The sequence below is a fragment of the Afipia sp. GW821-FHT04G03 genome, assembly GCF_059419985.1.
On sequence record NZ_JBWKSV010000002.1, the window covers coordinates 108,829 to 135,025 of the forward strand.

Sequence of the window (26,197 nt, forward strand, 5' to 3'; positions counted from 1 at the left end):
CCAGCGGTATACTGCCATAAACATGCATTTTTATGCATGTCAGGCAGCGCGCTCCAGGGCGCCTTCGCCATGCAGGGACAACAGCCGGTTCGCGAATTCCGCCGCCGCTTTCAGGGTCATCTCGGGTGCTTCGCGTTGAGGGGAATGCCCCGCGTCGGGAATGATCGTCGCGTCCACCGGGCAATAGCACTCGGCCTCCGCGATCTCGATGTGCCGCAGCGTGCCGTACTGATCGTCCGCGCCCTGGATGATCGCGACGGGCACACGCACATAGGCAAGGGATTCCGAAATATCCCAGTCGCGGAATTTCGGATCGAGCCAGACATCGGCCCAGCCGTTGAAAGCGTTGTCGGCATCCTTGTGCCAGCGCGCGAGTTTCGGCTTGAGATCGGCGGTATCGTAATTCTGTTTGGTCTTCGCGATAGAGGCGAGCCCGAATTCCTCGACAATAAAATGCGGCGCGATCAGCATGACGCCGCGCACGCGGTGATCCTGCACCCCGCCGGCATAGATCGTTGCGATCGACGCGCCATCGGAATGGCCGAGCAGCAATCCGCGCCGGAAGCCGATGGCGTCGAGCACCTTCGGCAACACCTCGAGTGCTTCAATCTCCATGAAGTTCAGCGGACGCGGCAGCTTCGCAGGCGAGGAGTTGCCGTAACCCGCGCGCGAATAAACGAACACGCCGGCGCCGGTGGCGGCTTGCAGCTTCTCGGGAAAGTCGCCCCACAGCCCGACCGAGCCAAGACCTTCATGAAGCATCACGATGGTCGGCGCCTTGTCAGGCATCGGCCCGATCATGCGGTATTCGAGTTCGCTCGCACCGATAGCCAGCGTGCCGGAGGGTTGCAGCGTCATTGTCGTTGTCCCTTATTATCAGCCGCGCAGCTTGAAGCGCTGGATTTTTCCGGTCGCGGTTTTCGGCAAGCTCTCCACCACCTCGATCCAGCGCGGATATTTCCACGGCCCGATCTTCTGCTTGACGTGCTCCTTCAGAGCGCCGTTGAGGTCGCTCACCGACGCACCCTGCTTCAGCACGACGAACGCTTTCGGCTTCAGCAGGCCCTCGGAATCTTCCGCAGGCACCACGGCGGCTTCCGCCACGGCCGGATGGGTGATCAGCGCGCTCTCGACTTCGAACGGCGACACCCAGATGCCGGAGACCTTGAACATGTCGTCGGAACGGCCACAGTAGGTGTAACGGCCTTCCGCATCGCGCGTGTACTTGTCGCCGGTGCGGGTCCAGCCGCCCTCGAATGTCTGGCGGCTCTTGCTGCGCTGGTTCCAGTAGCCCTCGCCCGCCGATGGCGCATTGACGATCAGTTCGCCGACTTCGCCGTCCGGCACATCCGCGCCCGTGTCATTGACAAGGCGCACCGCATAGCCCGGCACGGGCTTGCCCGATGTGCCGTACTTGATGTCGCCCGGCGCGTTGGACAGAAAGATGTGCAAGAGTTCGGTGGAGCCGACGCCGTCGAGAATATCGACCCCGAAACGCTGCTTCCAGTTCTCCCCGACCAGTTCGGGCAGTGCCTCGCCGGCGGAGGTGCAGACGCGCAGACGTTTGGTGCGTGGCTCGTTCTTGAACGCTTCCTCGTTCAGCATCGCCGCGAACAGCGTCGGCACGCCGAAGAAGATGCTCGGGTCGTGCTTGCGGATCAGCTCGAACATCACCTGCGGTGTCGGGCGCTCGGGATTGAGGATCGTGGTCGCGCCGACCGACATCGGAAACGTCAGCGCGTTGCCGAGGCCGTAGGCGAAAAACAGTTTCGCCGCCGAGAGACCCACATCGTCCTCGCGGATGCCGAGAACTTTTTTCGCATAGGTCTCCGCCGTCGCCTCAAGATTGGAATGCAGATGACGCACGCCTTTCGGCATTCCGGTCGAGCCCGAAGAATAGAGCCAGAACGCAGGCTCGTCGGGATGGGTCGCTGCGGTCGCGAATTGATCGCTCTCTTTCGCGAGTTCATCCTTCAGCGACAGATAGCCGTTTGCAGCCGCGCCGGAGACAACGACATGCTGCAAGTCCGGCATCCGGCCGAGCACATCCTTGACCACCGGCAGCAGCGCCTCGGAGATAAAGAGAACCCGCGCGCGGCAATCCGCCAGCACGTAGGCGTATTGTTCGGCGGTCAGCAGCGTGTTGAGCGGCACCGGCACGATGCCGGCGCGGATCGCGCCCAAAAACACGACGGGAAAATCGACGGTGTCGAGCATCATCATCGCGACGCGCTCTTCCCGCCGCACGCCGAGGCGCTTCAGCACATTCGCAAGCCGCCGCGTCTGCGCCTGCAACGCGCCATAGGTGATCTCGGAGACCGGATCCTTGAACACGACCTTGGCCCCGCGCCCCGCATCCACATTGCGGTCGAGCAGATAGGTCACGGCATTGTATGTGCCGGGTGAATCGCTCATGACTTCCATGCCGGGCTGATGCCCGGCCCCATCCCGATGCCCACGGCGTTTCGCTCCACGTTTCTAATTTAGAATTATAATTCACATAAAGTCACCCTACGCGCTTGCTGTCAACCTTTTCCGGCATTATGTTTCAGGTTGATCTGCGAATGACCGGGATCCGAAACACGACATGACCTTGCAGGCAGAGCCGGAAAACCAGTTTCTTGAACAACTTGGCCAGCGCGTCCGCACCATGCGCGCGCTGCGCGGCATGTCGCGCAAGGTGCTCGCCAAGGTGTCCGGAATCTCCGAGCGCTACATCGCGCAGCTCGAAAGCGGCAAGGGCAACGTCTCCATCGTGCTGCTGCGGCGGGTGTCGGCCGCGATGGGCGCGCATGTGGAGGATCTGATCCCGACCGCCGACACGAGCCCGGACTGGCTGGTGATCCGCGACCTGATGCGCAACGCGACGCCGGCCCAGATCGCGCAGGCCAAGGATATTCTCTCGGGCAACGGATCGGCGCGGCACGGCAACAGTTTCGCAGGCATTGCACTGATCGGCCTGCGCGGCGCGGGCAAGTCGACGCTCGGAAAATTGCTGGCGAAAAAGATCGGCTGGACCTTCATCGAGCTCAACAAGGAGATCGAGCAGCAGAACGGCCTCTCCGTCGCCGAAATCATCGCGCTCTACGGCCAGGAAGGCTTCCGCCGCATGGAGCAGGCCGCGCTGGCGCAACTGCTGGCCCGCAACGAGCCGATCGTGCTGGCGACCGGCGGCGGCATCGTCTCCGAGCCGGTGACGTTCGATCTGGTGCTGTCGTCGTTCTACACGGTGTGGCTGAAGGCGAAACCTGAAGAGCACATGGGGCGCGTGCGCAAGCAGGGCGATTTGCGGCCGATGGCCGACGACCGCTCCGCGATGCAGGAACTGCGCACCATCCTCTTGAGCCGCGAACCGCTCTATGCGCGCGCCGCCGCGCAGGTCGATACGGCGGGCCTCGGCATCGAGGCGGCTGCCGCGCGTCTGGCTGAAACCGTCGCGCCCATGCTGGCGAAACAATCGCTTGCCGCAGCTCCGCGCACCGTCGCCGCGCGATGAGCGCCGCTCTGGACATCATCGAACCGCCGACTGCGACGACCGGAGCCGGAGCGAAACGGCACACGCGGACGCTGGCGGATGTGCTGGCCGCGCGCGGGCTCAAAGCAGCAGGCATGATCGTCGTGCGCAACACGCTGCATCCCTCCGACATGTCGAACGATTTCCGAAACCTTGACGACGTCATCGCCGCCAACGCGCTGCCGATGCTCGACCGGATGCAGGACGGCCCGTGCATCGCGCACGAGGCGCTGGTGCTGTCGTTCGCCGCGCTCGATGCGAGCCGCGCAAGGCTGACGGGATTTCGCCGCTTCATGATGCGGCGCGCGGGCATCGTGCCGGCGGATATTGTCTACGACTACGACGCCGCGCATCTGCTGCACGCCTTCATCGCCCGCGCCCATGCGCCGGTGTTTTACGATGCGTTCGACGAGGATGGACTTGAGGATTTGATCGGCGCGCTCGTCGTGCAATGGCCGCAGCCGGTGGAGCGGCATATCGTCGATGCGGGCGATGCAGGGCTGGTGGTCGCGAATTAATCCCTGTCGTCATCCTGAGGTGCGAGCTCTTGCGAGCTTCGCTACCGGGTGACGGCAAGAATTACCGCGCCGCCTCACACTCCGAGATGTTGCTCCAGCAGTTCCTGTTTCTCCGCCAGCACAGCGGGCGTGCCGTCGAACACCACGGTGCCCTTCGACAGCATCACCATGCGGTCGGCGATTTTCGACAGGCTGCGAAAATCCTTGTCGACCACGATGGTCGCGACGCCTTCGGCGCGGATCACGCCGAGCGTCTTCCAGATGTCCTTAGCAACGAGCGGCGCAAGGCCTTCGGTGGCCTCGTCGATCAGGATCAGGTCGGGATTGGTCATCAGCGCGCGACCGATGGTGAGCATCTGCTGCTCGCCGCCTGACAGTTGATGCCCGCCGTTGGTGCGCCGCGCATGCAGGCGCGGAAACAACTCGTAGATCTTGTCCAGCGTCCAGACCCGGCGTCCGTCGGTGCCGGGCCGCGCGGCCATGATGAGATTTTCAACCACCGACAACGATCCGAAAACGCCGCGGCCTTCCGGCACCAGCGCCACGCCGGCGCGCGCGATCATCTCCGGTGCTGCCCGCATGATGTCGCGGCCATTGAGATCGACTTTCCCGCGCCGGTCGGCGACCAGCCCCATCAGCGAACGCAACAGCGTGGTCTTGCCCATGCCGTTGCGGCCAAGCAGCGCCACCTGTTCGCCGCGTGCAATCGTGAAGCCGATGCCGTGCAGCACCTGCCCCGCGCCGTAGAACGCCTCGAGTTTCTGCACATCGAGAAGTGCGCTCATGCCGCGGCCTCCTCGACGCCGAGATATGCGACGCGCACGGCGGGATCGACGCGAACCTGCTGCGGCGATCCGCTGGCGATGACATGGCCGTCCGCCATCACCGTCAGGCGATCCGCCAGTTCGAACACCGCATCCATGTCATGTTCGACCACCAGCACCGCGCGGCCTTTCTTCAGCGACGCGATCAGGTCGACTACCTTGCGCGCTTCGGATTGGCCCATGCCCGCAAGCGGCTCATCGAGCAGGATGATGCGCGGCTGCGTCGCCAGCACCATCGCGATCTCGAGCTGCCGCTGTTCGCCGTGGGACAGATGCGTGGCGATCATCCGCGCGCGCGCCGCGAGTCCGGCCTGCTCCAGCGCGTCAGTTGTGCGGTGATTGACATCAGCGTCTGAAAACACGTTGCCGAACATTTTCAGCGGCGACGCGGCATGGGCCTGCGCCGCCAGCCGCACGTTCTCCTGCGCGGTGAACTGCGGGAAGATCGTGGTCTTCTGATAGGACCGCCCAAGCCCCGCGCGGGCGCGGCGATCCGGCGCGAACCGCGTGATGTCCTGAAATCCGGAAGCGGTCTGGCCGCTCAGCAGAACCTCTCCCGCGCTCGGCGTGAGGTCGCCGGACAGAAGATTGATCAGCGTGGATTTGCCCGCGCCGTTCGGCCCGATCACGGCATGGATTTCGCCGACATGAACGTCGAGCGAGACATCCGCGACGGCCGTGAGCCCGCCGAAATGTTTCTTCAGACCTGTCGCGCGAAGCGCGATTTGCGGCTCAGCCATGACGAGCCTCCGTCGCTTTGGAAACGGGGACGGATTGCTTCGGGACATCCTTGTCCGACTCCACATCCTGCGCCGGAAGAATCATGTTGAGCAGGTCACGCACGCCGTTCGGCAGCGCCAGCACGATCAGGATGATGATCAGGCCTTCGGCAAGCTTCCAGTGTTCGGTAAGCGCCTTCAGCACTTCTTCCAGCCCGATCAGCACCAGCGCGCCGATCAGCGGCCCCGCCACCGAGCGCAATCCGCCGATCAGCACCATCACCAGCACCGTGGCCGACAGATGCCAGCCCAGCATCTGCGGCGCGACGAAGCCGAATTGCGCGGCGGCGAAATAGCCCGCGATCCCGGCAATCGCGCCCGAGATGATGAAAGCGGTCAGCCGCACACGGAACACCGGGAAGCCCAAGGCACGCGCGCGGCGCTCGTTGTCGCGCGCCGCCGCCAGCGCATGGCCGAACGGCGAGCGCACGATCATGGTGAGCAACGCGATCACCGCCACCATCACCGCCAGCACCACGAAGTAATAGGCCAGCGGCTTTTCGAGATTGAGCAGCGTGATGTTGCCGAGCATCATCGACGGCTTGTTGTAGATGAATGCGCCGTCGGAACCGCCGGCGAACTTGGCATCGTGAAATAGGAAGAACAGCATCTCGCCGAAGGCCAGCGTCACCATGATGAAGTAGATGCCGCGCGTGCGCAGCGCGAGCGAGCCGATAGCGGCGGCGGCGGCGGCGGACACCGCGACCCCGAGCGGCAGCGTCCACCACAATGAGGCGGGATCGTATTTCGGCGAGGCCAGCGCCAGCACATAACCCGCGATGCCGAAGAAGGCGGCGTGGCACAGGCTTACCAGTCCGCCATAACCGACCACCAGATTGAGCGACATCGCCAGGATGCCCATGATGAGCGCCTTGCTGACGAACTGCACATAGTATGTTGGTGCTATGAACGGCAGCGCGACGGCGAGCGCGAGAAGGATCGCGGGAACCAACCACACGCGCGAATTTGTTTGCGCATTCATGCGGTCAAATCTCCCGCCGGCCGAGAATGCCGTTCGGACGCCAGAGCAGAACCGCCGCCATCAGCACGTAAATCAGAACGCTGGACACGCTCGGGAAGAACACCTTGCCGAATGTATCGGTAAGGCCGATCAGGAGCGCGCCGATGGCCGCGCCGCCGATCGAGCCGATGCCGCCGAGCACGACCACCACGAACGACAGAATGAGCATGCTGTCGCCCATCCCGGGATAGACAGTCGATACCGGCGCAACGACGATGCCGCCGAGAGCGGCGAGCGCGATGCCGACCGCGAACACGTAGCGGTTCACGGTATCGAAATTGATGCCGAGGGTGCGCGTCATCTCGCGGTTCTCCGCGCCTGCGCGCACGATCATGCCGATTTTCGTGCGCGTGATGACAAGGAAGATCACGGCGGCAGCGATCAGGCAGAACACGCAGATCGCCAGCCGATAAACCGGATACGACAGGTTGTCGGTAAGCTGGATGGCGCCGCGCAGCCCTTCCGGCGGCAGCACCGAATGCACATCCTTGCCGAACAGCAGTTGCCGGACTTCATCGATCACCAGGATGAGACCGAACGACAGCAGCACCTGCGCGAGATGATCGCGGCCATAAAGCCTGCGGATGAAAACCGTTTCCAGCAGCAGCCCGACCACGAAAGCGATGGCCACGCCGCCGGCCAGCGCGATCCAGAAGCTGCCGGTATAGGCCGCGATCCAGTAGGCCAGATACGCGCCCAGCATGTAGAACGCGCCGTGCGCAAGATTGATGACGCCGAGAATGCCGAACACCAGCGTCAATCCGCTGGCGACCAGGAACAGGACCATTCCATACTGGATCGCATTCAGAAGCTGAACGCCGAGCGTCACGAGGTCCATTGCGAAATTCCGGACGAAGCAATCATAAAGAGGCTTTCAACAATATCAGGCCGTCATTGCCGGGCTTGACCCGGCAATCCATCGCTCGATGAACTTTTGTCTTTAGATGGATGGCCGGGTCAAGCCCGGCCATGACACACCGTGTGCGGATCGATCTACAGCGCCCGCCTTCAAACAGGATTACGTCATCTTGCAGCCGCGCGCCGGATCGTCGACAGCGGCCTGCGCGATCGAGACCATCTCGTTGCGGCCGTTGCGGACCTCACGCAGGTAGATGTTCTGGATCGGGTTGTGCGCCTTGTTGAAGCTCAAGGGGCCGCGCGGTGAATCGATCTTCGCCGAACCCATCGCCGCGATCATCTTGTCGCGCGCGCCGGCATCGCCGCCCACCGCCGTGAGGCCGATGTCGTAGAGCGCGGCGGCGTCATAGCCCTGCACGGCATAGATGTCGCCATCCAGATTGGTCTTGGCCTTGAACGCTTTCAGGAACGCGACGTTCGCCGGATTGTCGAGATTGTCGGCGTAATGCAGCGTGGTCTTGATGCCGTTGGCGGCCTCGCCCTGCGCCTGAATGGTGCCGTCGGTGAGGAACCCCGCGCCATAGAGCGGAATGGACTTGTTGAGACCCGCCGCTGCGTAATCCTTGACGAACTTCACGGCGCCGCCGCCGGCGAAGAACGAGAACACCGCGTCCGGCTTCAGCGTCGCAATGCGGGTGATCAATGCCTGGAATTCCACTTCGGGGAACGGCAGCGTCAGATCCTCAACGATCTTGCCGCCGGATTTCGTGAAATTCTCAGTGAAAGCGCCGATCATTTCCGCGCCGGCGGTGTAGCGCCAGGTGATGGTGACCACGTTCTTGATGCCGGCATCGAACAGCACCTTGCCGGCGGGGAATGTGGTCTGCCAATTCGAGAACGAGGTCCGGAACACATTCGGCGCGCACAGCGGGCCGGTGGCGTCGTTGGCGCCTGCATTGGGAATGATCATCATTGTGTTGGTGTCGCGCGCGACCTTGACCATCGCCATCGCGACGCCGGAATGCACCGTGCCGACAACGATGTCAGCCTTTTCGCGGCCAACGAGGCGGTTCATGTTGTCGGTGGCGGCTTCGGGCTTGGATTCGTCATCCACCTGCACGAACACGATCTCGCGTCCGCCGAGCTTGCCGCCCTTCTGTTCGACATAGAGCTTGAAGCCGTTGTCGATGAACTGGCCGAGCTTCGCGAATGTGCCGGTGTAAGGCAGCATCAGGCCGACCTTGAGCGGCGCCTTTTGCGCGATCGCGGGGCTGAACAGGCGCGGCGTCACCGCCAGCGTGGCCGCACCGGCGGCGCCGGACAACAGCGTTCTCCGGGTGACTTTCAGAATCTGATTGGACTTGATCTCGTTGGACATGGACGTGGCTCCCTCTCGTTTTTTGATTGTTTGAATGTCGTCGGGCCGTTCAGGCTCCGGGCGCAACCGCCCGCTTTTTGAATTTCCTTATGCAGGCTGCAATCTCTCGATTGCAGCACATATCTCCTGCCGTCTCCAGCGCCGTCTCCTGCAACGAAAGTGGCAGATCGTCGCCCTCCGTGGGGTCAGACCGGACATCCGATCCAGTCGCCGCCATCATCGTCATCGAGCCTCGCGCGTTCGGATGCGCGGCGCGACAGCACCGCGCGCTGGTTGATGTAACCCTTGTCGGTGATCTCGCCGTCGTCCACCGACGGCAATTCGGCCATCAGCAACGCCCGCGTCGCAAAGCTCGATGAGCCGCCGCCGTTTGCCTTCAGCCGCGACAGGCCCAGAGCGATTGCATCGCGCACGACCTGTGCGCCCAGCACGTCGGCCACGGCGGCGTCGGGCAATTGCGCCAGCGCGCGGCAGACCGGAATGTTGGGAAAGACCAGGAAGCGGACGTCGTTCGCGTCATGACCCGTGACCACGATGTCCTGCGCCAGCGGCGCGAGTGCGGCGATGCCGGCGACGCGCAGCGCACCGACACTGACCCAGGTGCCGGAGGTGAGCTTGAAATCCTCGGCGACGCGGCCGTCGAAGAACAATCCAAGTTCGGGCCGCGCGGGATCGGCGAACGCCATCGCATCGCCCATCAGATAGAAGCCGTCGCTGTCGAACGCTTTCGCGGTCTGCTCCGGTGCCTTCCAGTAACCCGGCGTCACGTTCGGCCCGCGCACCCGCACCTCGAGCTTGTCGCCCGCAGGCACCAGCTTGATATCAGTTCCGGGGACAGGCACGCCGATGTTGCCGGAACGCTGCGCCTGAAAGTGACAGTCGGTCGCGAGCGGCGCGGTCTCGGTCGAGCCCCACGCCGACACCATCGGGACAGCGTGTCCGACAGTGGCGACGGACAGCGCTTCCAGCGCGTCCCACAAATTCTGCGGCAGCGCCGCGCCCGCATAGAACATGAACTTCACGCCGGTGAAAAAACGGCGGCGCAGATCGTCATCCTCGCGCAATGCCGCTATCAGCATGTCGTAACCGCGCGGCACGTTGAAATACACCGTCGGGATCACGTCGCGCAGATTCGCCAGCGACAACGCGAACAGGCCCGGCGCAGGTTTGCCGCCGTCGATATACAGCGTGCCGCCGTTGCGCAGCACACAGTTGAAATTATGATTGGCCCCGAACGTATGGCTCCACGGCAGCCAGTCCAGAATCGTCAGCCCGCCGTCGCCGAGAAACGGCCAGACCTGCGCCTTGGCGGCCTGGTTCGAGGTCATCATGCGCTGCGTGTTGATGACGGCCTTCGGCGTGCCGGTCGAGCCGGACGTGAACAGCAGTTTGGCGACGGTGTCGGGCGTCAGATCCGCAAAGGCGCGCGCGACATCGGCGCTCTCGGCTGTCGCCGTCACGAATGAGAACGCAAGCGCGCCCTCGAAGCCGTCGGGATTACCCGCGACAACGGTGGCGCTGTGCAGTGGCGCGATGGCGTTGAGCGCCGGCGCGAACAGTTTCGCATTCGAGACATAAATCGCGCCGGGGTCCAGCAGCGAGATCATACCCTTCAGCTTGTCGAAATCCTTCGAGACCAGCGAATAGGCAGGCGACAGCGACGCCGCCGGCACGCCGACGTGCATCGCCGCCAGCATGAAGACGGCATGGTCGATGGAGTTGTCGGATAAAATCGCGAGCGGGCGTTCCGCGCTCATGCCCTGCGCGAGAATCCACGCGGCGGCGGCGCGCACGCGCAATCGCGCATCGCGATAGGTCAGCCGGGTCCACGGCGCATCGGCGCTCGCGCGCTCGGCCAGAAAAACTGTTTCGGGGGTCTCGCGCGCCCATTGCTCCAGCCAGTCGCCAGCGCAGCGCGCGTAGGATTGCAGCGGCGTCGCCGACCTGAGCCAGATGCTGCCGTCGGCCTTGCGCTCGGACACGATCGCAGGCGTCGCGAACAGCGCCTGCGGATCGCTGCGACGATGGGCGGTGGCCGGCGTCATGACGCCGGCCACAGGATCGGATTCGTCGCGGGTGCGGCGAACGCAAACATGGGTGGTCCCTCTCCTCGGCGACTGCACTTGAGAATAATAATGCAGTTCTCTTTGTCGCTCTTTGGCGATTGATGCAATATAATGCAGATTGAGGGCAGCCTGTCAATCGCTCCGTGGCGGCCCAAGGCGCGCAGCCAATTGCCTGAATTTTAATCGTCCGTTCCGTTCCAGACGACGCTTTCGACCACCGGCAGGAGCGGCGATCATCGCGCAAGCCTCTGCTTTTAGTTGGGAATTCGAGGATCGAGAGTGGCCGACCCGAGATGTACACAATGGCACATGCCTTGCTTCGATAGGAGCGACGGGCAGGATGACTGAGGCTGCCGGAAATAACTAACCGGGTCCGCGCAAACAGGCGGCAGGACCAACACCAGAATGACGGGAAGCGATTTGTGACCGAGACTGTTGCCGAGATCGTTGCCGCGCATCGCGCCGGAACGACATCGCTCGCGAAAACCGTGGCGCGCACCTTCCAGCGCATCCGCGATCACAGCGACCCCGCCATTTTCATCAGCCTGCGCGACGAGGCCGAGGCGGTTGCGGAAGCCGACGCGCTGGCGGCGAAGGGCGATGCTTCATTGCCGCTGTTCGGCGTGCCCGTCGCGGTGAAAGACAACATCGACGTCGCGGGACTTGCGACCACCGCCGCCTGCCCTGCTTTCTCCTACAGACCGACGCAGGACGCCAACACCGTGGCGCGGCTGCGCGCGGCCGGCGCCATCGTGATCGGCAAGACCAATCTCGATCAGTTCGCCACGGGTCTTGTGGGCGTACGCTCGCCCTACGGCATTCCGAAAAATCCCGTGCGCGGCGATCTGGTGCCGGGCGGATCGAGTTCGGGATCGGCGGTGGCGGTATCGGCGGGACTGGTGCCGCTGTCGCTCGGCACCGACACCGCGGGTTCTGGCCGCGTGCCGGCGATGCTCAACAACATCGTCGGACTGAAACCATCGCTCGGCCTGATGTCGACCTCCGGCGTGCTGCCGGCATGCCGCACGCTCGACTGCGTATCGATCTTTTCGCTGAACGTCGACGACGCAATGATCGCGCTCAACGTCATGGCCGGATACGACGCCGCCGATCCGTATTCGCGCGACCGTTTTGTCGGCGCGGTGACAGGCTTTCCGGCCGGGCTCCGACTCGGCATCCCGCGCAAGGGACAATTGAAATTCTTCGGCGATGAAGCCGCCGAAGCCGGATACGACGCAGCGGTGGCGCGACTGATCGCGCTCGGCGCAACGCCGGTCCTGTTCGATCTGGCGCCGTTCTATGAGACCGCGCGGCTGCTCTATGAAGGGCCGTGGGTCGCTGAACGCTATCTCGTCATTCGCGATCTGCTCGCGTCAAACCCCGATGCGGTGCATCCGGTTACGCGCGAGATTACACTGCAAGGCGAGAAGCTCACCGCCGTCGACACTTTCGCTGCGCTCTACAGGCTCGAAGCGATGCGTCAGATCAGCCGCAAGACTTTTGAGAGCATCGACGCGATGGTGCTGCCGACCGCGCCGAGCGCCTACACCGTCGAACAGGTGCTGGCGAACCCCATCGAACTCAACAGCCGCAACGGCACCTATACGAACTTCGTCAACCTGCTCGACCTGTGCGGCCTTGCCGTGCCTGCGTCGATGCGCGCGGACGGCATTCCGTTCGGCATCACGCTGCTCGCGCCCGCAGGACACGACGCGCAGCTCGCCAGCATCGGGCGGGTGTTTCATGCCGACACGAAACTCGCCGTCGGCGCGAAGAACCTCAAGCAATCGCCGCTCGCGCCGGTCTCGAAAAAACCCGGCGCGGATGAAGTCGCCATCGTCGCCGTCGGTGCACATCTGTCCGGCATGGCGCTGAACCACGAACTGCGCATCCTTGGCGGGCGGCTGATCGAAGCGACATCGACGACGCCGGACTACAAGCTCTATGCGCTGAAAGGCACTGTGCCGCCGAAGCCCGGCCTGCTGCGCGCGGAGAGCGGAGGCGCCGCGATCGCGGTTGAAGTGTGGGCGCTGCCGACACAGGCATTCGGCGCATTCGTGGCTACGATCCCGTCGCCGCTGTCCATCGGCACCGTGCGTCTCGCGGATGGCTCCGGCGTGAAAGGCTTTCTGGTTGAAGCTGCCGCCATCGACGGCGCGCGCGACATCACGCAGTTCGGCGGATGGCGTGCGTTCATCGCGGCGCAGACAAAATCGGCGTAGCGAAAAGGGGAAGCGAATGGTTCGCTTCCCCTCTGCTCACATCGCAAATACAATTACGAGTGTTCTAGAATTTGGCAATGGCCGACACCCGGAATGCCCGGGGCGAGCCCGGCGATATGTTGTTGTTCGCGTCGGCTGTCGCATAGTATCCGGTGTTGAAGATGTTTTCGATGTTCAACTGCGCGCGCCACATTTCATTGATCTTGAGATAAACGGCGGCATCGACACGCGTAAAGGCAGGCAGCCGCACGGTGTCGTCTGAAGTCGCATAGAAATCGTCGTAGTGGATCACGCCAACAGCCGCGGCCCACATCGGGTCGATCTGGTATTTGTTCCACATCGTGAACGTGTTGTACGGCACGAGGCCAACACGGTTGCCCTTGACGATGATGAGCGAATTATCGCTGACGACGCGGGCGTCAGTATAGGCGTAACCACCCGTGACCTGCCACTGGTCGGTCACGTAACCGGTAAGAGCGACTTCAGCGCCCTTGGTATTGGTTTTTCCGGTTGTAAGAATGAGGCCTGTATTGGTTGTGAATCTCTGATTATCACGATCGAGATCGTAGATAGCAGCGGTGAATTGCGTCCGCGGCGTAATATCCCATTTCACGCCGACTTCGGTGTTGGTGAATTTTTCCGGCTCCGTGACCGCAAGGCCAGGAGACAGCGCGCTGAACTGATCGCCCGAACTTGGCAGATAGGATACGCTATAGCTGCCGTAGACAGACACATTGTCGACGGGCTTGAACACGACGCCGGCCCGGGGCGATACGAGGTTGTCGACCCTGCTCGTCGTCAGATTGTTGTTTCTGTTGTTAACCGTCAGGTCGAACTGGTCGAAGCGCACACCTCCGATAAACTGAAGATACTTTGTGACTTCGATCTGATCTTGCACATAGGCAGATGCGAGGTTGAGAGATGAGAGGGCATTTGCGTCGGAGCCGCCGTTGTTCGCGAAGCTGACCGGAACAAAGCTCGCAGGATTGAAAGCCGAAACAACGTTCGAGCCGAGGAAGGTGCCTGTCATGCGCAGGCTGTCGCTGGTTTGCCGGCCAAATTCCGTCCCAAACACAAGGGTATGCAGCACGGGCCCTGTATTGGTCTTGTAGGTCCAATCGGTCTGATTGAACAAATTCTGGCGCTTGATACCGTTGTTATACGCGGAGAGCGTCAGCTGACTTGTAGCAGGATTGACCGCGCTGCCCGGAAATACGTTCTGGTAAAACTTGTCGTAATAGGCATAGCGCGACGTATTTTTGACCTTCAGACCATTGTTGAAGTCGTGTTCGATCACGGCGTCCGCGATGTGCGCGTCGACCTTCGCATAACTCAGATCCGGATTTCCGAAGAACGTTGCAGGATCGGTCGGATAAGGAACCGTGGGATTGAAACGCGTTGCCGCTGGAACAGTGCCCAATGAGGGAATACCGCGATCCGCGGTACGCTCGTCGTGGAAGTATTCGTAGCTGAGCTTGACCTTGGTGTCATCGCCACGGATCGTGACGGTCGGGTTGATCCCGTAGCGCTCGATGTCCCCATAGTTCCGGAACGTGCCGGACTTCTCGTACACGGCATTGATTCGGCCGGCGACATTCGCGTCCACAGCACCGCCAGTGTCGATCGAAACCCGCTTGTTGTCGAACGAACCGCCCTGAACCGTGACTTCGCGAATCGGAACCCCGTCCGCTTCCTTCTGCACGCGATTGATAACGCCGCCACCACCGCCGCGACCGAAGATCATCGCATTCGGCCCCTTCAGCACTTCGATGCTCTGTATATTGTAGAGATCGCGATAGTACTGAACGTCGTCCCGGATACCGTTGATAAAGAAATCCGCCGACGAGCTTTGCCCGCGAATGACCACCTGATCGCGATTACCTTCACCCTGATGCGGTATCACGCCGGGAACGTAGCGGATGGCATCACCAATGCTCTGAAAATTCTGATCCTTGATGAATTCCTTGGTCAGAACACTAACCGACTGAGGGACATTGATCAGCGGCGTGTCGGTCTTCGTGGCACTGGACGTTCTCGTCGCAAGGTAACCAACGGTGCCGTTCTTGTCGCCACCTGCGCTTTCAACGTCGATTGTTGGCAACGCTTCCTGGGCAACCGCCCCCGATACAATAGCCGCCGAAGCCAACATCAATGCCACATAGCTCACTGAAAGCCATGCCGTGCGCCCGGAGCAAAGCCCGGCTTCGCGTGAATCGACTCCCTTCAAGGCAATTCCTGCAACACCCCGCATACGCCCATTCCCCAACTGCTCAATTGTCGCGCGTTCACACGAACGGCGAATTCAAGGCAGCGTTTAGGAAAGTGCGCGGCAGCAGGGCAACCCTTTGAGATTAGAACGTCTGCAAACTGAGCCCGTTCGCGGCTTTGGCAATTGCAGGGATATGCGCACTGCGATTAAAGAAATCGAACAAACGCGCTGTGCGTGCGCGAATTTAGAATCACTCAAGAGTATCGAGCTTAGAACGATTCCAGATGACAGCATCTTCTCCGGCACGCCGCAGCGGTTTCCTGAAACGGCTTTGGCGCAACGTTCATCTGTGGCTTGGCATCGGCCTGTTCGTTCTGCTCGTGCCGGTCGCGCTGTCCGGCGCGATCCTCGTCTATCACGACGACATCGACGCGTTCATGCGCACGCCGCGGGACGCGGTCGCGCCGCAGACGCCGACCGATCTTGCTCTTGCCGCCGCCAATGCGCGCAAGGCTGCGGGCGAAGGCTTCGCGCCGCTGTTCATCGACATTCCGGATGACGGCCGCACGCCGCTGACGATTGCGCTTCGCGGCCCGGCGCGCCAGGGCGAACGGCCCGTGCGACTGACGGCTTCCATCGACCGCACCGATGCGCGCGTGCTGAGTATCGTCAATTTCCGCGAGACGTTCTTCGGCTTCATGCATGTGTTCCACGAGAACCTGACGATTCCGGATTACGGCCGCAGCACGGTCGGATGGGTCGGCGTCGCAATGCTCACACTGTCGCTGACGGGTCTATATCTGTGGTGGCCGCGGCGCGGCCAGTGGCACCGCGCCTTCGTGTGGCGGCGCGCACCCGCGACATCGTCCAATCTGCATTACATGACCGGCTTCTGGATCTGTTTTCCGCTGGCGCTGATTTCGCTGACCGGCATTTATCTCGCATGGCCCCAGCAGGGCCGCTCGGTGCTGTCGTCGATGGCGCCGATGACAGTGCAGCAGCGCGGAGGCGGCGGACCCGGCGGTCAGGTCATGGCCAGTCCGCAACGCTCGCCATCGGATATCTATGCGCTCGCAGCCGCACGGCCGAATTCGGCGGTCGATGCGATCTTCTATCCGAACCCGCAAACCGGCACATGGCGCGTCCGCTTGCGTGAAGACGGCAAGGCCGAACCGGTGACCATCACCGTCAACGACCGCAGCGGTGCGGTGACGGTACTCGAGCCACTGCAAGGCGACCGGATCGCGTCATGGATCCGCTGGCTGCATGAAGGCAGCCACTCCGGCGAAATCTGGCGCCTCGTCGTGTTCCTGAGCGGCATCATGCCGGCGGTGCTCGGCGTCACCGGCATTCTGGTCTGGCTGCGCCAGCGCCGTCAGCGCGTGCTGATGAAGAGAGCCGGGCCGAGCAAGGCGTCGAACCCCCTCGGCGAAGCTGCCCCGGCAGAATAGCCGCAGTTCGCAATCTCAGCGTTTGCGCTGACGGATCATCTGCGACACGGCATCACGACGGCGACGGCGCGATGCTGCGGGTGCAGTTGATCCAGCGATCTTCCGGCCAAAGCCACTTCTGAAAAAAACCGTCCTTCCGAAAAACCCAGCCTTATCGGCGCATCGATCTCAAACTCTCTTATTGCGAATAGTTCGCATTTGCATTACTAACAGCCCGAGAGTGGCGCGGGTTGAGGGCGAAATGCGTTTGAAATCATGGGTTTCGGCAGCCGGGATGGCCTGTGTGTCGGCTGGTTTGGGGGGTGTAGGCCAAAGCCAGTCCCAGGAGGTGCTGCCCGAAATCGCCGTATCGGCCCCGGCGGATGCCGCGCCGGCCACATCAGGTGACGGCTTGCAGCGCGGCCCGGTCACCATCACCGACACCACCTTTCAATCCACCACCGCCATCACCGGACGCGAGATCGAACGCAGCAATGCAGCTTCGCTTGCCGATCTTCTCTCCGGATTGCCGGGCGTCGCTTCATCGACATTTGCGCCGGGCGCGAGCCGTCCGAACATCCGCGGCCTCGATGATTATCGCGTGCGTGTGCAGGAGAACGGCATCGGCACGCAGGACGCATCCGATTTCAGTCAGGACCACGCGGTGCCGATCGATCCGCTCGCCGCCGACAAGATCGAAGTCATCCGCGGACCGGCGACATTGCGTTACGGATCGCAGGCCATCGGCGGCGTGGTGAGCGCCACCAACAACCGCATTCCGGAAACGCTGACACCAGGCGGGTTCAGCGCACGCTTCAAGGGCGGCGCGTCGTCGGTCGACAACGGCCTCGACGGCGCGACCAGCGTGGACGCCAGCGGCAACAATGTCGCGATCCATGCCGATGCCTATGCGCGGCGCGCGGGCGACTACCGGATTCCCGGCGGCGTGCAGGCCAACACGCGATTGCAATCGGAAGGACAATCCGTCGGCGGTTCGTACTTTTTCGACGGCGGCTATATCGGCACCGCGATCCAGCACATCACCAGCCTCTATCACATTCCCGGTGTGATCGACGCGCGGGAGAAAACGCGCATCGATCTCGAACAAACCAAGTGGACCAGCAAGGGCGAATGGCGCGCGCCGACCGACGGCATCGACGCCGTGCGCTTCACCTTCGGCGCCAGCGATTACAAGCACAATGAACTCGGCATCGGTGCGGGCGGCATCGACGGCGTGCAGAACACCATCAAGAACCGCGAACTCGAAGGGCGCTTTGAGGTAGACCACGCCTCGGTCGCGACCGCGCTCGGCGCGCTGACGGGCACATGGGGCGCGCAGGTCGGACACCGCGAACTCGGCACCGTGGGAAATCTCGGCGGCCTGCTGTCGCCGACCAAGACCGATACCGCCGCCATTTTCGCGTTCGAGCAGATCCAGTTCACCGACACACTGAAGCTGCAGGCAGCGGGCCGCATCGAGAACCATCTGGTCAAGGGTCTCGCGCCGTCATTCCCGGCTGATTTCCTGCCACCGCCCGTTACGTTCGGTGAAGAACCCGGGCGGCGATCGTTCGCGCCGAAGAGCGCGAGTCTCGGTCTCCTGAAAAACCTGCCATGGGACATGGTGGCGACGCTGACGGCGCAGCGGGTGCAGCGCGCGCCGGCCGCGCCCGAACTTTATTCACGCGGCTCCGACGATGCGTCCGGAACATTCGTCATCGGAAATCCGAACCTGAAAATCGAAACCGCGAACACCGCCGAGATCGGGCTCAAGCGCGCCAAGGGGCAACTGCGGTTCGAGACCAGCCTCTACTACACGCGCTATCAGGATTTCATCTTCAAGCAGGTGACCGGCAACTTCTGCGTCGATCAATTTTTCACCTGCGGCGCGGCCGGCCCGCTGATTCAGGTTGCCTATGGCCAGCGCGACGCGATTTTCCGGGGCGCGGAACTCGCAGCTCAACTCGATGTCACACCACTCGGCAACGGCGTGTTCGGCGTCGACGGTCAGTACGACATCGTGCGCGCGACCTTCACCGATGGAACCAACGTGCCACGCATCGCGCCGATGCGGCTCGGCGGCGGCGTGTGGTGGCGCAGCGCCGAATGGTACGCGCGGGTCGGGCTGCTGCACGCCTTCACGCAAAACGACGTGTCGCTCAACGAGACCCCGACCGACGGCTACAATTTGCTCAAGGCAGAGGTGAGCTACACGCATACGTTCAACCGGACCGACAGCGGACCGCGCGAAATCACCGTCGGACTCGCCGGCGACAACCTGCTCAACGAAGCCATTCGCAATCATATTTCGTTCAAGAAAGCGGAAGTGCTGCAGCCGGGCCTCGGCGTCCGGCTGTTCACAAATGTGAGATTCTGAGGCCGCGGAAAGACTGGAATCGTTCCAGTTTTGGCCAAATCCAGCTAACCAAGGGCGACAACGTCAGCCGCGTGCATTAAAACGACCGGGCCTTCAGTCGAACAGCGACAGACGCAGCGCCACGCTGCGGATTTCTTCGCCGAAGGTCTGGAACGAAAAGCAGGCTCGGCCATCTGACGTTGATAGTTCTGACGTTGATCATGATGTCGGCTGCGAATGCGATTTGAAGAAGCGGAGAGCATATGACCCCTTTCAAGAAGGCCGCCGGATCTCTGGTCTCGCTCGCCGCTGCCATCATGCTGATCGTGCCGGCTTTTGCGCAGACACCCGGCACGCCAACGCCGGGCACGCAACAACCCGCTGTTCAAGCACAGCCCGCGCCGACGCCCGCTGTGCAGGCTCCTCCCGTTCAGTTGCCGGCCGCCGCGGCTCCTGCTGCTCAGTCACCCGCCGCTCAATCGCCTGTCGCCCAAACACCGGCCGTTCAGGGAACGACCGCGCCGGCGAGGAACCCTGCGCTGCCGCACAACCTGTCCCCGTGGGGCATGTTCATGGGCGCAGACATCGTCGTTAAGATCGTGATGATCGGGCTGGCTTTCGCCTCGTTCGTCACCTGGACGATCTGCGTCGCGAAGCTGCTCGAACTGCGCAGCGAAACCTCGCGCGCGAAAAATCGCATCGAAATACTCGGCAACGACATTTCGCTGGCTGAAGCCGAGCGCGACGCCCGCGACGGCGACGACGCGGTCGCGCTGCTGGTGCAATCCGCCGCCGCGGAAGCGAGACTGTCAGACACTATCAACGACGAGGGCTTCAAGGAACGCATTGAACTGCGGCTCAGCCGCGTCGAGGCTGCGATGTCGCGGCGCATCGCTCGCGGCACCGGCATGCTCGCCACCATCGGCGCCACCGCGCCATTCGTCGGCCTGTTCGGCACGGTGTGGGGCATCATGAATTCCTTCATCGGCATTTCCGAAGCGCACACCACCAACCTCGCAGTTGTCGCTCCGGGTATCGCCGAGGCACTGCTCGCCACCGCGATGGGATTGATCGCGGCCATTCCTGCGGTCGTGATCTACAACCACCTCGCCCGCATGGTTGCGGCCTATCGCGCGCTGCTCGGCGACGCCTCCGCGCAGGTGATGCTGCTCATCAGCCGCGATCAGGGCCGCCGCTCACTGCGCGTCGCGCGCGCCGCGGAGTAACGTCATGGGCGCGAAACTGGGCGGCAAAGTCGCCGGCGCGGATGACGATCTGGCCGAAACGCATGAAATCAACGTCACGCCGTTCATCGACGTGATGCTGGTGCTTCTCATCATCTTCATGGTTGCAGCGCCGCTGGCGACCGTCGATCTCGGCGTCGAACTTCCCGCCTCCACCGCGACACCTCCGCCGCGTCCGGACAAGCCGGTCTTCGTCACGGTGAAGCCGGATCTGACGCTTGCGATCGGCGAGGACATCGTTCCGCGTCCGACACTCGCGAGCGCGCTCGATACCGCCATGAACGGCAAGAAGACCGATCCTGTTTACCTGCGCGCCGACAAGAGCGTGCCTTACGGCGATCTGATGGACGTGATGAACCTGCTGCGCAACGCCGGCTATCTCAAGATCGCGCTCGTCGGACTCGACGCAAGAAACTGAACAGAGCGGCAAGCAGCTGAAATGAACACGCTCGTCCTGCACGGCCCGCCCGACCAAACCGACGTCCGCCGCTGGGCGCTGTCGGCGGCGCTGGTCGTGGCCGTTCACGTCGGAGCGATTGCCGCGGGCCTGAACTGGTACACGCCGCCCGACGTGGCCGGCACCGCATCCGAGCCGATCATGCTCGATCTGGAATCGGCGCCGCCGACGCCGGAGCCGCAACAGCTCGATCTCGCGCCTGGCCCGCAGATGCAGGAGGCCGAACCGCCGCCGCCCGAGCCCGAGAAGCCGCAGGAAATCGTCGAGGAACAGGTCCCTCCGACTCCCATGCAGGAGAAGGCCGAGGTCGTGGCTCCTCCGGAAAAGCCGAAGCCTGAGCCGAAGCCGATCGTCAAGCCGAAGCCCAAGCCAGTCGAGCGGCCGAAGAAGCCGACCGAAGCGCCCGCGCCGCGCACCACGGCGACGCCGCAGGCGGCGCAGGCCGCGCGCGCGAATTACAACGGCATCCTGTCGGCGCACCTTCAGCGCTACAAGCAATATCCGTCCGGCGCGAAAGCCGCCGGTGAACAGGGTGTGGCGATGCTGAGCTTCACCGTCAGCCGCGGCGGACAGGTGACGAGCGCACGGCTGGCGAAATCCTCAGGCTCCTCTGCGCTGGACGGCGAGACCATGGCGATGATCCATCGCGCACAGCCGCTGCCATCATTCCCACCGGAAATGACGCAAAGCTCGGCGAGCTTCACCGTGCCGGTACGCTTCTTCCTGCGCTGATAGCGCAGGGATTATTGATCGGCTTCCGCACCAAGGACCAAACGCCGCAGGCTTGATCGGATTCGAGCCATGCAACATTGCGCGCCGTGACCATTATCAACCCGCCAGCGAGCGTGCTATAGCATCTCCGGATTGAGCATGCCGGAGGCCCGCAATGTTCGACGGTTTCGACGCCATCACCCTGGCGCGCCTGCAATTTTCGTTCACGATGAGCTTTCACATCGTGTTTCCGGCCTTCTCCATCGGCCTCGCAAGCTATCTCGCCGTTCTCGAAGCGCTCTGGCTGTGGACCGGCCGCGAGGTCTTCATCAACCTGTTCAATTACTGGCTGAAGATCTTTGCCATCGCCTTCGGCATGGGCGTCGTCTCCGGGATCGTGATGTCGTACCAGTTCGGCACCAACTGGTCGGTGTTCTCCGACAAAACCGGCCCCATTATCGGGCCGCTGATGGCCTACGAGGTGCTGACAGCGTTTTTCCTTGAAGCCGGATTCCTCGGCGTCATGCTGTTCGGGCTGAAGCGCGTCGGCCACAAATTGCATTTCCTCGCCACGCTGATGGTCGCCATCGGCACGCTGATTTCCGCATTCTGGATTCTGTCGGCGAACTCCTGGATGCAAACGCCCGCCGGCTTTGCGATGAATCCCGCGGGACAGTTCGTCGCCGCGGACTGGTGGAAGGTGATCTTCAATCCATCCTTCCCCTATCGCCTCGTGCACATGGTGCTGGCGGCCTATCTCACCACCGCCTTCGTGGTCGGCGCTGTCGGCGCCTATCACCTGCTGCGGAATTCGAAGCTTGAAGGCGCCCGCGTGATGTTCTCGATGGCGATGTGGATGGCGGCGCTGGTGGCCCCGATCCAGATCTTCGCCGGCGATCAGCACGGCCTCAACACGCTGGAGCATCAGCCGGTCAAGGTGATGGCGATGGAAGGCCACTTCCAGAGCCATCCCAACGGCGCGCCGCTGATCCTGTTCGGCTGGCCCGATCAGGACGAGGCGAAAGTGAAATACGCGATCGAGATTCCGAAAGCGTCGTCGTTGATCCTCAAGCATTCGCTGGATGCGCCGCTGAAGGGTCTCGATACCGTACCGCGCGAGAATTGGCCGAAAGTGCCGATCGTGTTCTGGTCGTTCCGCATCATGGTCGGCATCGGCTTCCTGATGCTCGGCATCGGCATTCTCAGTCTGTGGGCGCGCTGGCGCGGCACGCTTTATGACTCGCAATTTCTGCATCGCTTTGCGCTCGCGATGGGACCGGCGGGATTCATCGCGGTGCTGGCGGGCTGGGTGACCACCGAGGTCGGACGTCAGCCGTTCACGGTCTACGGTCTGTTGCGCACGGTGGATTCAGCATCACCGCTCGACGCGCCCGCCGTCGCCACGTCGCTGATCGCCTTCATCATCGTCTACTTCATCGTGTTCGGCATGGGCGTGTTCTACATCCTGCGGCTGATGCACGAGCCGCCGCACCATGGCGAGCAGGGTCCGCGCGAGGATGTGCCGAGCCGCGCCGCAGGCATTACGCCCGCGCAGTCCGTTTCCATCACGCATGGACAAGGGTGAACGCCATGGCCGGAGAATTCTTCCATATCGCGACGCTCTGGGCCTTCATCATCGCCTTCGCCGTTTTCATGTACATCGTGATGGACGGCTTCGACCTCGGACTCGGCATGTTGTTTCCGATGTTCCCGAAGAAGGAAGACCGCGATGTGATGATGAACACCGTCGCGCCGGTGTGGGACGGCAACGAAACCTGGCTGGTGCTCGGCGGCGGCGGACTGATGGCGGCTTTTCCGCTGGCCTATGCGGTGCTGATGCCGGCGATCTATACGCCGATCATCGCGATGCTGATCGGGCTGATATTTCGCGGCGTGGCATTTGAATTCCGCTGGCGCACCCAGAGCGAACGCAACCGCTGGGACATCGCATTCGCCGGCGGCTCGCTGATCGCAGCACTGGCGCAAGGCATCGCGCTCGGTGCGATCCTGCAAGGCGTGCATGTCGAAGGCCGCGCCTATGCCGGGGGCTGGTGGGACTGGCTGACGCCGTTCAGCATTCTGACTGGCCTTGCCGTCGTCGCCGGTTATGGATTGCTCGGCGCGACCTGGCTGGTCATGAAGACCACCGGCGAACTGCGCGACCATGCCTATCGCCTCAGCCTGTGGCTGCTGGTCGCGACCTTGATCGCCATTGTCGCCGTCAGCCTCGCGACGCCATTCCTTCAGGCCGACTACTGGCGGCGCTGGTTTGAATGGCCGAACATCATTTTCACCGCGCCGATCCCGATCGCGGTGGCTGTCGTCACGCTGCTGCTCCTGAGAAGTATTGCGAACAAGCAGGACTACCGGCCATTCGTGCTGTCGCTCGCATTGTTCGGCTTGTCCTATGCGGGACTGGGCGTCAGCATGTATCCCTACATCGTGCCACAAAGCATCACGATCTGGCAGGCCGCCGCCCCCGCCAACAGCCTGAACTTCATGATCTGGGGCGTCGCGATCCTGGTGCCGATCATCCTCGGCTACACCGCATGGGCCTATTATGTCTTCCGCGGCAAGGTCGACGCGTCGAGCGGCTATCACTAGTCATGGCACCGCCGCCCGAACCACCCCGTCCGCTCGGACGACGCCTGTTGTGGTTCGTGGCGTTATGGCTGCTGGGCACCGGCTCGGTCGCCACGCTCGCCTACGTTTTGCGGCTCTGGATCAAGCCGCACTGACCGCGAAACCATCGCTAATTTCAGAGATATTTTAAGGATTTGCGACGCATGGTGCGCGCCTTGACGCGCGTATCACTTGCCAGCCGTGCATGGCTCAGGTTTGATGCGCGCAGGCACGGACCAACGCGGGATTCTCGACATGAACATCTTCCGGCTTTTGTCTCTGGCGACTCTGATTAGCGTCAGCCTGTTGGGCGCGGCATCACACGCCTTCGCGCAGGGACGCGAGATGAACATCGGCGACCAGCCGGGCTACATCCCAGACGACGAAGAACTCGCGCCGGAATTCAAGCGCACTGCCGTTTTCTACCGGACCACCGAAGCACCCGGCACCATCGTCATCAGCACGTCCGAACGCTTCCTCTATCTGATCCAGGGCAACGGCCGCGCGCTGCGCTACGGCATCGGCGTCGGCCGCGAAGGCTTCCAGTGGCAGGGATTGCAGAAGATCACCCGCAAGCAGGAATGGCCGGACTGGACGCCACCGCCGGAAATGATCGCACGCCAGCCTTATCTGCCGCGCTTCATGGCGGGTGGCCCGGGCAATCCGATGGGCGCACGCGCGCTGTATCTCGGCGCAACGGTGTACCGCATTCACGGCACCAACCAGCCGCAGACCATCGGCAGCGCCGTGTCGTCGGGCTGCTTCCGTCTGGTCAATGCCGACGTGACCGATCTTTATGATCGTATCCCGGTCGGCACCAAGGTCATTATCCGTCAGCGGCCGGAAATCTAGATCCGGACAGTCCACCTTTTGCTTCCACGCACGCATCACAGGCGGGATTATTTCATGGCTTTCTTTCCACGGACATTTAACACCGGCCTGTTGTTCGGTGCAGTCATCGCGGTCGCCGTCGCGGCCGCCGCGATCACCTATGAGCGCTACGACACTCGGACCCTGAAACGTACCGTGAAGCGCGACGCAGTGCTGTGCGGCGTCAACACTGGCCTGCCGGGCTTCTCGTTGCCCGACGACAAGGGCAACTGGACCGGCTTCGATGTCGATATCTGCCGCGCCGTAGCCGCCGCGATCTTCAACGACCCGACCAAGGTGAAATTCGTTCCGCTCGACGCCAGCGAACGCTTCAAGGAATTGCGCAATCGCAAAGTCGACATCCTGTCGCGTAACTCGACATGGAGCATGTCCCGCGAAACCGAATACGGACTGAACTTCGCGGCCATCGCCTATTACGACGGCGAGGGCTTCATGGTGCGCAAGTCGCGCAACGTCGAATCCGGCCTCGAACTCGACGGCAGCAAGGTCTGCGTTCAAGCCAACACCACGACGCAGCTCAATCTCGCGGACTACTTCCGCGCCAACAACATCAAGTATCAGGAACTGAATTTCGCGAAACTGGATGACGTCCTCAAGGCGTATGACGAAGGCACTTGTGACGTCCTGACCACCGACGTGTCGCAGCTCTATGCGCTGCGGCTGAGGCTGACCAAGCCCGGCGAACACAGCATTCTTCCCGACGTGATCTCGAAGGAGCCGCTGGCGCCAGTGGTGCGGCAGCGCGACGACGAGTGGCTGCTGATCGTAAAATGGACGATCTACGCGATGCTTAACGCGGAAGAGCTCGGCGTCACCTCCAAGAATATCGACGAGGCTTTAAAGTCGAAGAAGCCCGACGTCATGCGCCTGGTCGGCACCGAAGGCGCCTATGGCGAGGAAATGGACCTGACGAAGGACTGGGCCGCGCGCATCATCCGCCATGTCGGGAACTACGGCGAAGTCTACGACCGCAATGTCGGCGAAGGCTCGAAGCTCGCGATCCCGCGCGGGCTGAACCAGTTGTGGAACGCCGGCGGCATCCAGTACGCCCCGCCGATCAGGTAGCGCGCCAGATTCTATGAACGCAAATGGCCGGG

General features: G+C 62.6%; 21 protein-coding genes and 1 pseudogene. 13 read left to right on the top strand and 9 right to left on the bottom strand.

Annotated elements, in window-relative coordinates:
* Window positions 1-39 precede the first annotated feature (39 nt).
* A complete protein-coding gene (locus AC07UB_RS09785; protein ID WP_494652793.1) occupies window positions 40-858 on the bottom strand; it encodes an alpha/beta fold hydrolase in 819 nt (272 codons plus the stop codon).
* Window positions 859-876: 18 nt separating this feature from the next.
* Window positions 877-2,415, bottom strand: a complete 1,539-nt coding sequence (locus tag AC07UB_RS09790; protein ID WP_492791664.1) for a benzoate-CoA ligase family protein — start codon at window positions 2,413-2,415, stop codon at window positions 877-879.
* Between the two features lie 145 nt (window positions 2,416-2,560).
* Between AC07UB_RS09790 and AC07UB_RS09795 the strand changes: the two are divergent.
* Both AC07UB_RS09795 and AC07UB_RS09800 read left to right on the top strand, forming a co-directional pair.
* A pseudogene (locus tag AC07UB_RS09795) lies at window positions 2,561-3,496 on the top strand (helix-turn-helix transcriptional regulator); the annotation flags it as partial.
* The gene (locus tag AC07UB_RS09800) at window positions 3,493-4,032 is read left to right on the top strand and encodes a hypothetical protein (protein ID WP_492791663.1); all 540 of its coding nucleotides are present in this window, start codon (window positions 3,493-3,495) and stop codon (window positions 4,030-4,032) included. The pseudogene AC07UB_RS09795 and the gene AC07UB_RS09800, both read left to right, overlap by 4 nt.
* A 74-nt stretch (window positions 4,033-4,106) precedes the next feature.
* Here the strand turns inward: AC07UB_RS09800 and AC07UB_RS09805 are convergent, their stop codons facing one another.
* The 6 genes from AC07UB_RS09805 to AC07UB_RS09830 all read right to left on the bottom strand — a co-directional run bounded on the left by AC07UB_RS09805 (window position 4,107) and on the right by AC07UB_RS09830 (window position 10,937).
* On the bottom strand, window positions 4,107-4,817 hold the full coding sequence (locus tag AC07UB_RS09805; protein ID WP_492791662.1) for an ABC transporter ATP-binding protein: 711 nt from the start codon (window positions 4,815-4,817) through the stop codon (window positions 4,107-4,109).
* Window positions 4,814-5,596, bottom strand: a complete 783-nt coding sequence (locus AC07UB_RS09810; RefSeq protein WP_492791661.1) for an ABC transporter ATP-binding protein — start codon at window positions 5,594-5,596, stop codon at window positions 4,814-4,816. The genes AC07UB_RS09805 and AC07UB_RS09810 overlap by 4 nt, the downstream gene beginning before the upstream one ends.
* Window positions 5,589-6,617 (bottom strand): branched-chain amino acid ABC transporter permease, encoded by a 1,029-nt coding sequence (locus AC07UB_RS09815; protein WP_494652795.1) that lies wholly within the window; start codon window positions 6,615-6,617, stop codon window positions 5,589-5,591. The genes AC07UB_RS09810 and AC07UB_RS09815 overlap by 8 nt, the downstream gene beginning before the upstream one ends.
* Window positions 6,618-6,621: 4 nt before the next feature.
* Window positions 6,622-7,494, bottom strand: a complete 873-nt coding sequence (locus tag AC07UB_RS09820) for a branched-chain amino acid ABC transporter permease (protein WP_492791659.1) — start codon at window positions 7,492-7,494, stop codon at window positions 6,622-6,624.
* Window positions 7,495-7,674: 180 nt separating this feature from the next.
* Window positions 7,675-8,892 carry an ABC transporter substrate-binding protein gene (locus tag AC07UB_RS09825; RefSeq protein ID WP_492791658.1) on the bottom strand — a complete coding sequence of 406 codons (1,218 nt, stop codon included), beginning with the start codon at window positions 8,890-8,892 and terminating at the stop codon, window positions 7,675-7,677.
* Window positions 8,893-9,077: 185 nt separating this feature from the next.
* Complete coding sequence (locus tag AC07UB_RS09830) at window positions 9,078-10,937, bottom strand: feruloyl-CoA synthase (RefSeq protein WP_494652798.1); 1,860 nt, start codon at window positions 10,935-10,937, stop codon at window positions 9,078-9,080.
* 443 nt (window positions 10,938-11,380) lie between these two features.
* Here AC07UB_RS09830 and atzF point away from each other — a divergent pair, with 443 nt between their 5' ends.
* Window positions 11,381-13,180 (top strand): allophanate hydrolase, encoded by a 1,800-nt coding sequence (gene atzF / locus AC07UB_RS09835; RefSeq protein WP_494652800.1) that lies wholly within the window; start codon window positions 11,381-11,383, stop codon window positions 13,178-13,180.
* Between the two features lie 64 nt (window positions 13,181-13,244).
* Here atzF and AC07UB_RS09840 read toward each other — a convergent pair whose 3' ends face one another.
* Window positions 13,245-15,407: a TonB-dependent receptor gene (locus AC07UB_RS09840; RefSeq protein ID WP_494652802.1), complete on the bottom strand. Its 2,163-nt coding sequence runs from the start codon at window positions 15,405-15,407 to the stop codon at window positions 13,245-13,247.
* A gap of 266 nt (window positions 15,408-15,673) precedes the next feature.
* On the opposite strand from AC07UB_RS09840, the gene AC07UB_RS09845 reads away from it, so the two are divergent.
* The 10 genes from AC07UB_RS09845 (at window position 15,674) to AC07UB_RS09890 (ending at window position 26,165) form a co-directional block, all read left to right on the top strand.
* Complete coding sequence (locus AC07UB_RS09845; protein WP_494652804.1) at window positions 15,674-16,840, top strand: PepSY-associated TM helix domain-containing protein; 1,167 nt, start codon at window positions 15,674-15,676, stop codon at window positions 16,838-16,840.
* 241 nt (window positions 16,841-17,081) lie between these two features.
* Window positions 17,082-19,196: a TonB-dependent receptor gene (locus AC07UB_RS09850; protein ID WP_494652806.1), complete on the top strand. Its 2,115-nt coding sequence runs from the start codon at window positions 17,082-17,084 to the stop codon at window positions 19,194-19,196.
* Between the two features lie 242 nt (window positions 19,197-19,438).
* On the top strand, window positions 19,439-20,401 hold the full coding sequence (gene exbB / locus AC07UB_RS09855; RefSeq protein ID WP_492791652.1) for a tonB-system energizer ExbB: 963 nt from the start codon (window positions 19,439-19,441) through the stop codon (window positions 20,399-20,401).
* A 4-nt stretch (window positions 20,402-20,405) separates the two neighbouring features.
* A complete protein-coding gene (gene exbD, locus AC07UB_RS09860) occupies window positions 20,406-20,837 on the top strand; it encodes a TonB system transport protein ExbD (RefSeq protein WP_492791651.1) in 432 nt (143 codons plus the stop codon).
* A 21-nt stretch (window positions 20,838-20,858) separates the two neighbouring features.
* Window positions 20,859-21,608, top strand: coding sequence for an energy transducer TonB family protein (locus AC07UB_RS09865; RefSeq protein ID WP_494652809.1), 750 nt, complete (start codon window positions 20,859-20,861; stop codon window positions 21,606-21,608).
* 154 nt (window positions 21,609-21,762) lie between these two features.
* Window positions 21,763-23,172, top strand: coding sequence for a cytochrome ubiquinol oxidase subunit I (locus AC07UB_RS09870; protein WP_492791649.1), 1,410 nt, complete (start codon window positions 21,763-21,765; stop codon window positions 23,170-23,172).
* A gap of 5 nt (window positions 23,173-23,177) precedes the next feature.
* Window positions 23,178-24,191, top strand: a complete 1,014-nt coding sequence (cydB, locus tag AC07UB_RS09875; RefSeq protein ID WP_492791648.1) for a cytochrome d ubiquinol oxidase subunit II — start codon at window positions 23,178-23,180, stop codon at window positions 24,189-24,191.
* A gap of 2 nt (window positions 24,192-24,193) precedes the next feature.
* Window positions 24,194-24,325 carry a DUF2474 domain-containing protein gene (locus tag AC07UB_RS09880; RefSeq protein WP_492791647.1) on the top strand — a complete coding sequence of 44 codons (132 nt, stop codon included), beginning with the start codon at window positions 24,194-24,196 and terminating at the stop codon, window positions 24,323-24,325.
* A 139-nt stretch (window positions 24,326-24,464) separates the two neighbouring features.
* Window positions 24,465-25,061: a L,D-transpeptidase gene (locus AC07UB_RS09885; RefSeq protein WP_492791646.1), complete on the top strand. Its 597-nt coding sequence runs from the start codon at window positions 24,465-24,467 to the stop codon at window positions 25,059-25,061.
* A gap of 54 nt (window positions 25,062-25,115) precedes the next feature.
* Entirely contained in the window at window positions 25,116-26,165 is a 1,050-nt protein-coding gene (locus AC07UB_RS09890; protein ID WP_494652812.1) for an amino acid ABC transporter substrate-binding protein, read from the top strand.
* The last annotated feature ends 32 nt before the right edge of the window (window positions 26,166-26,197 follow it).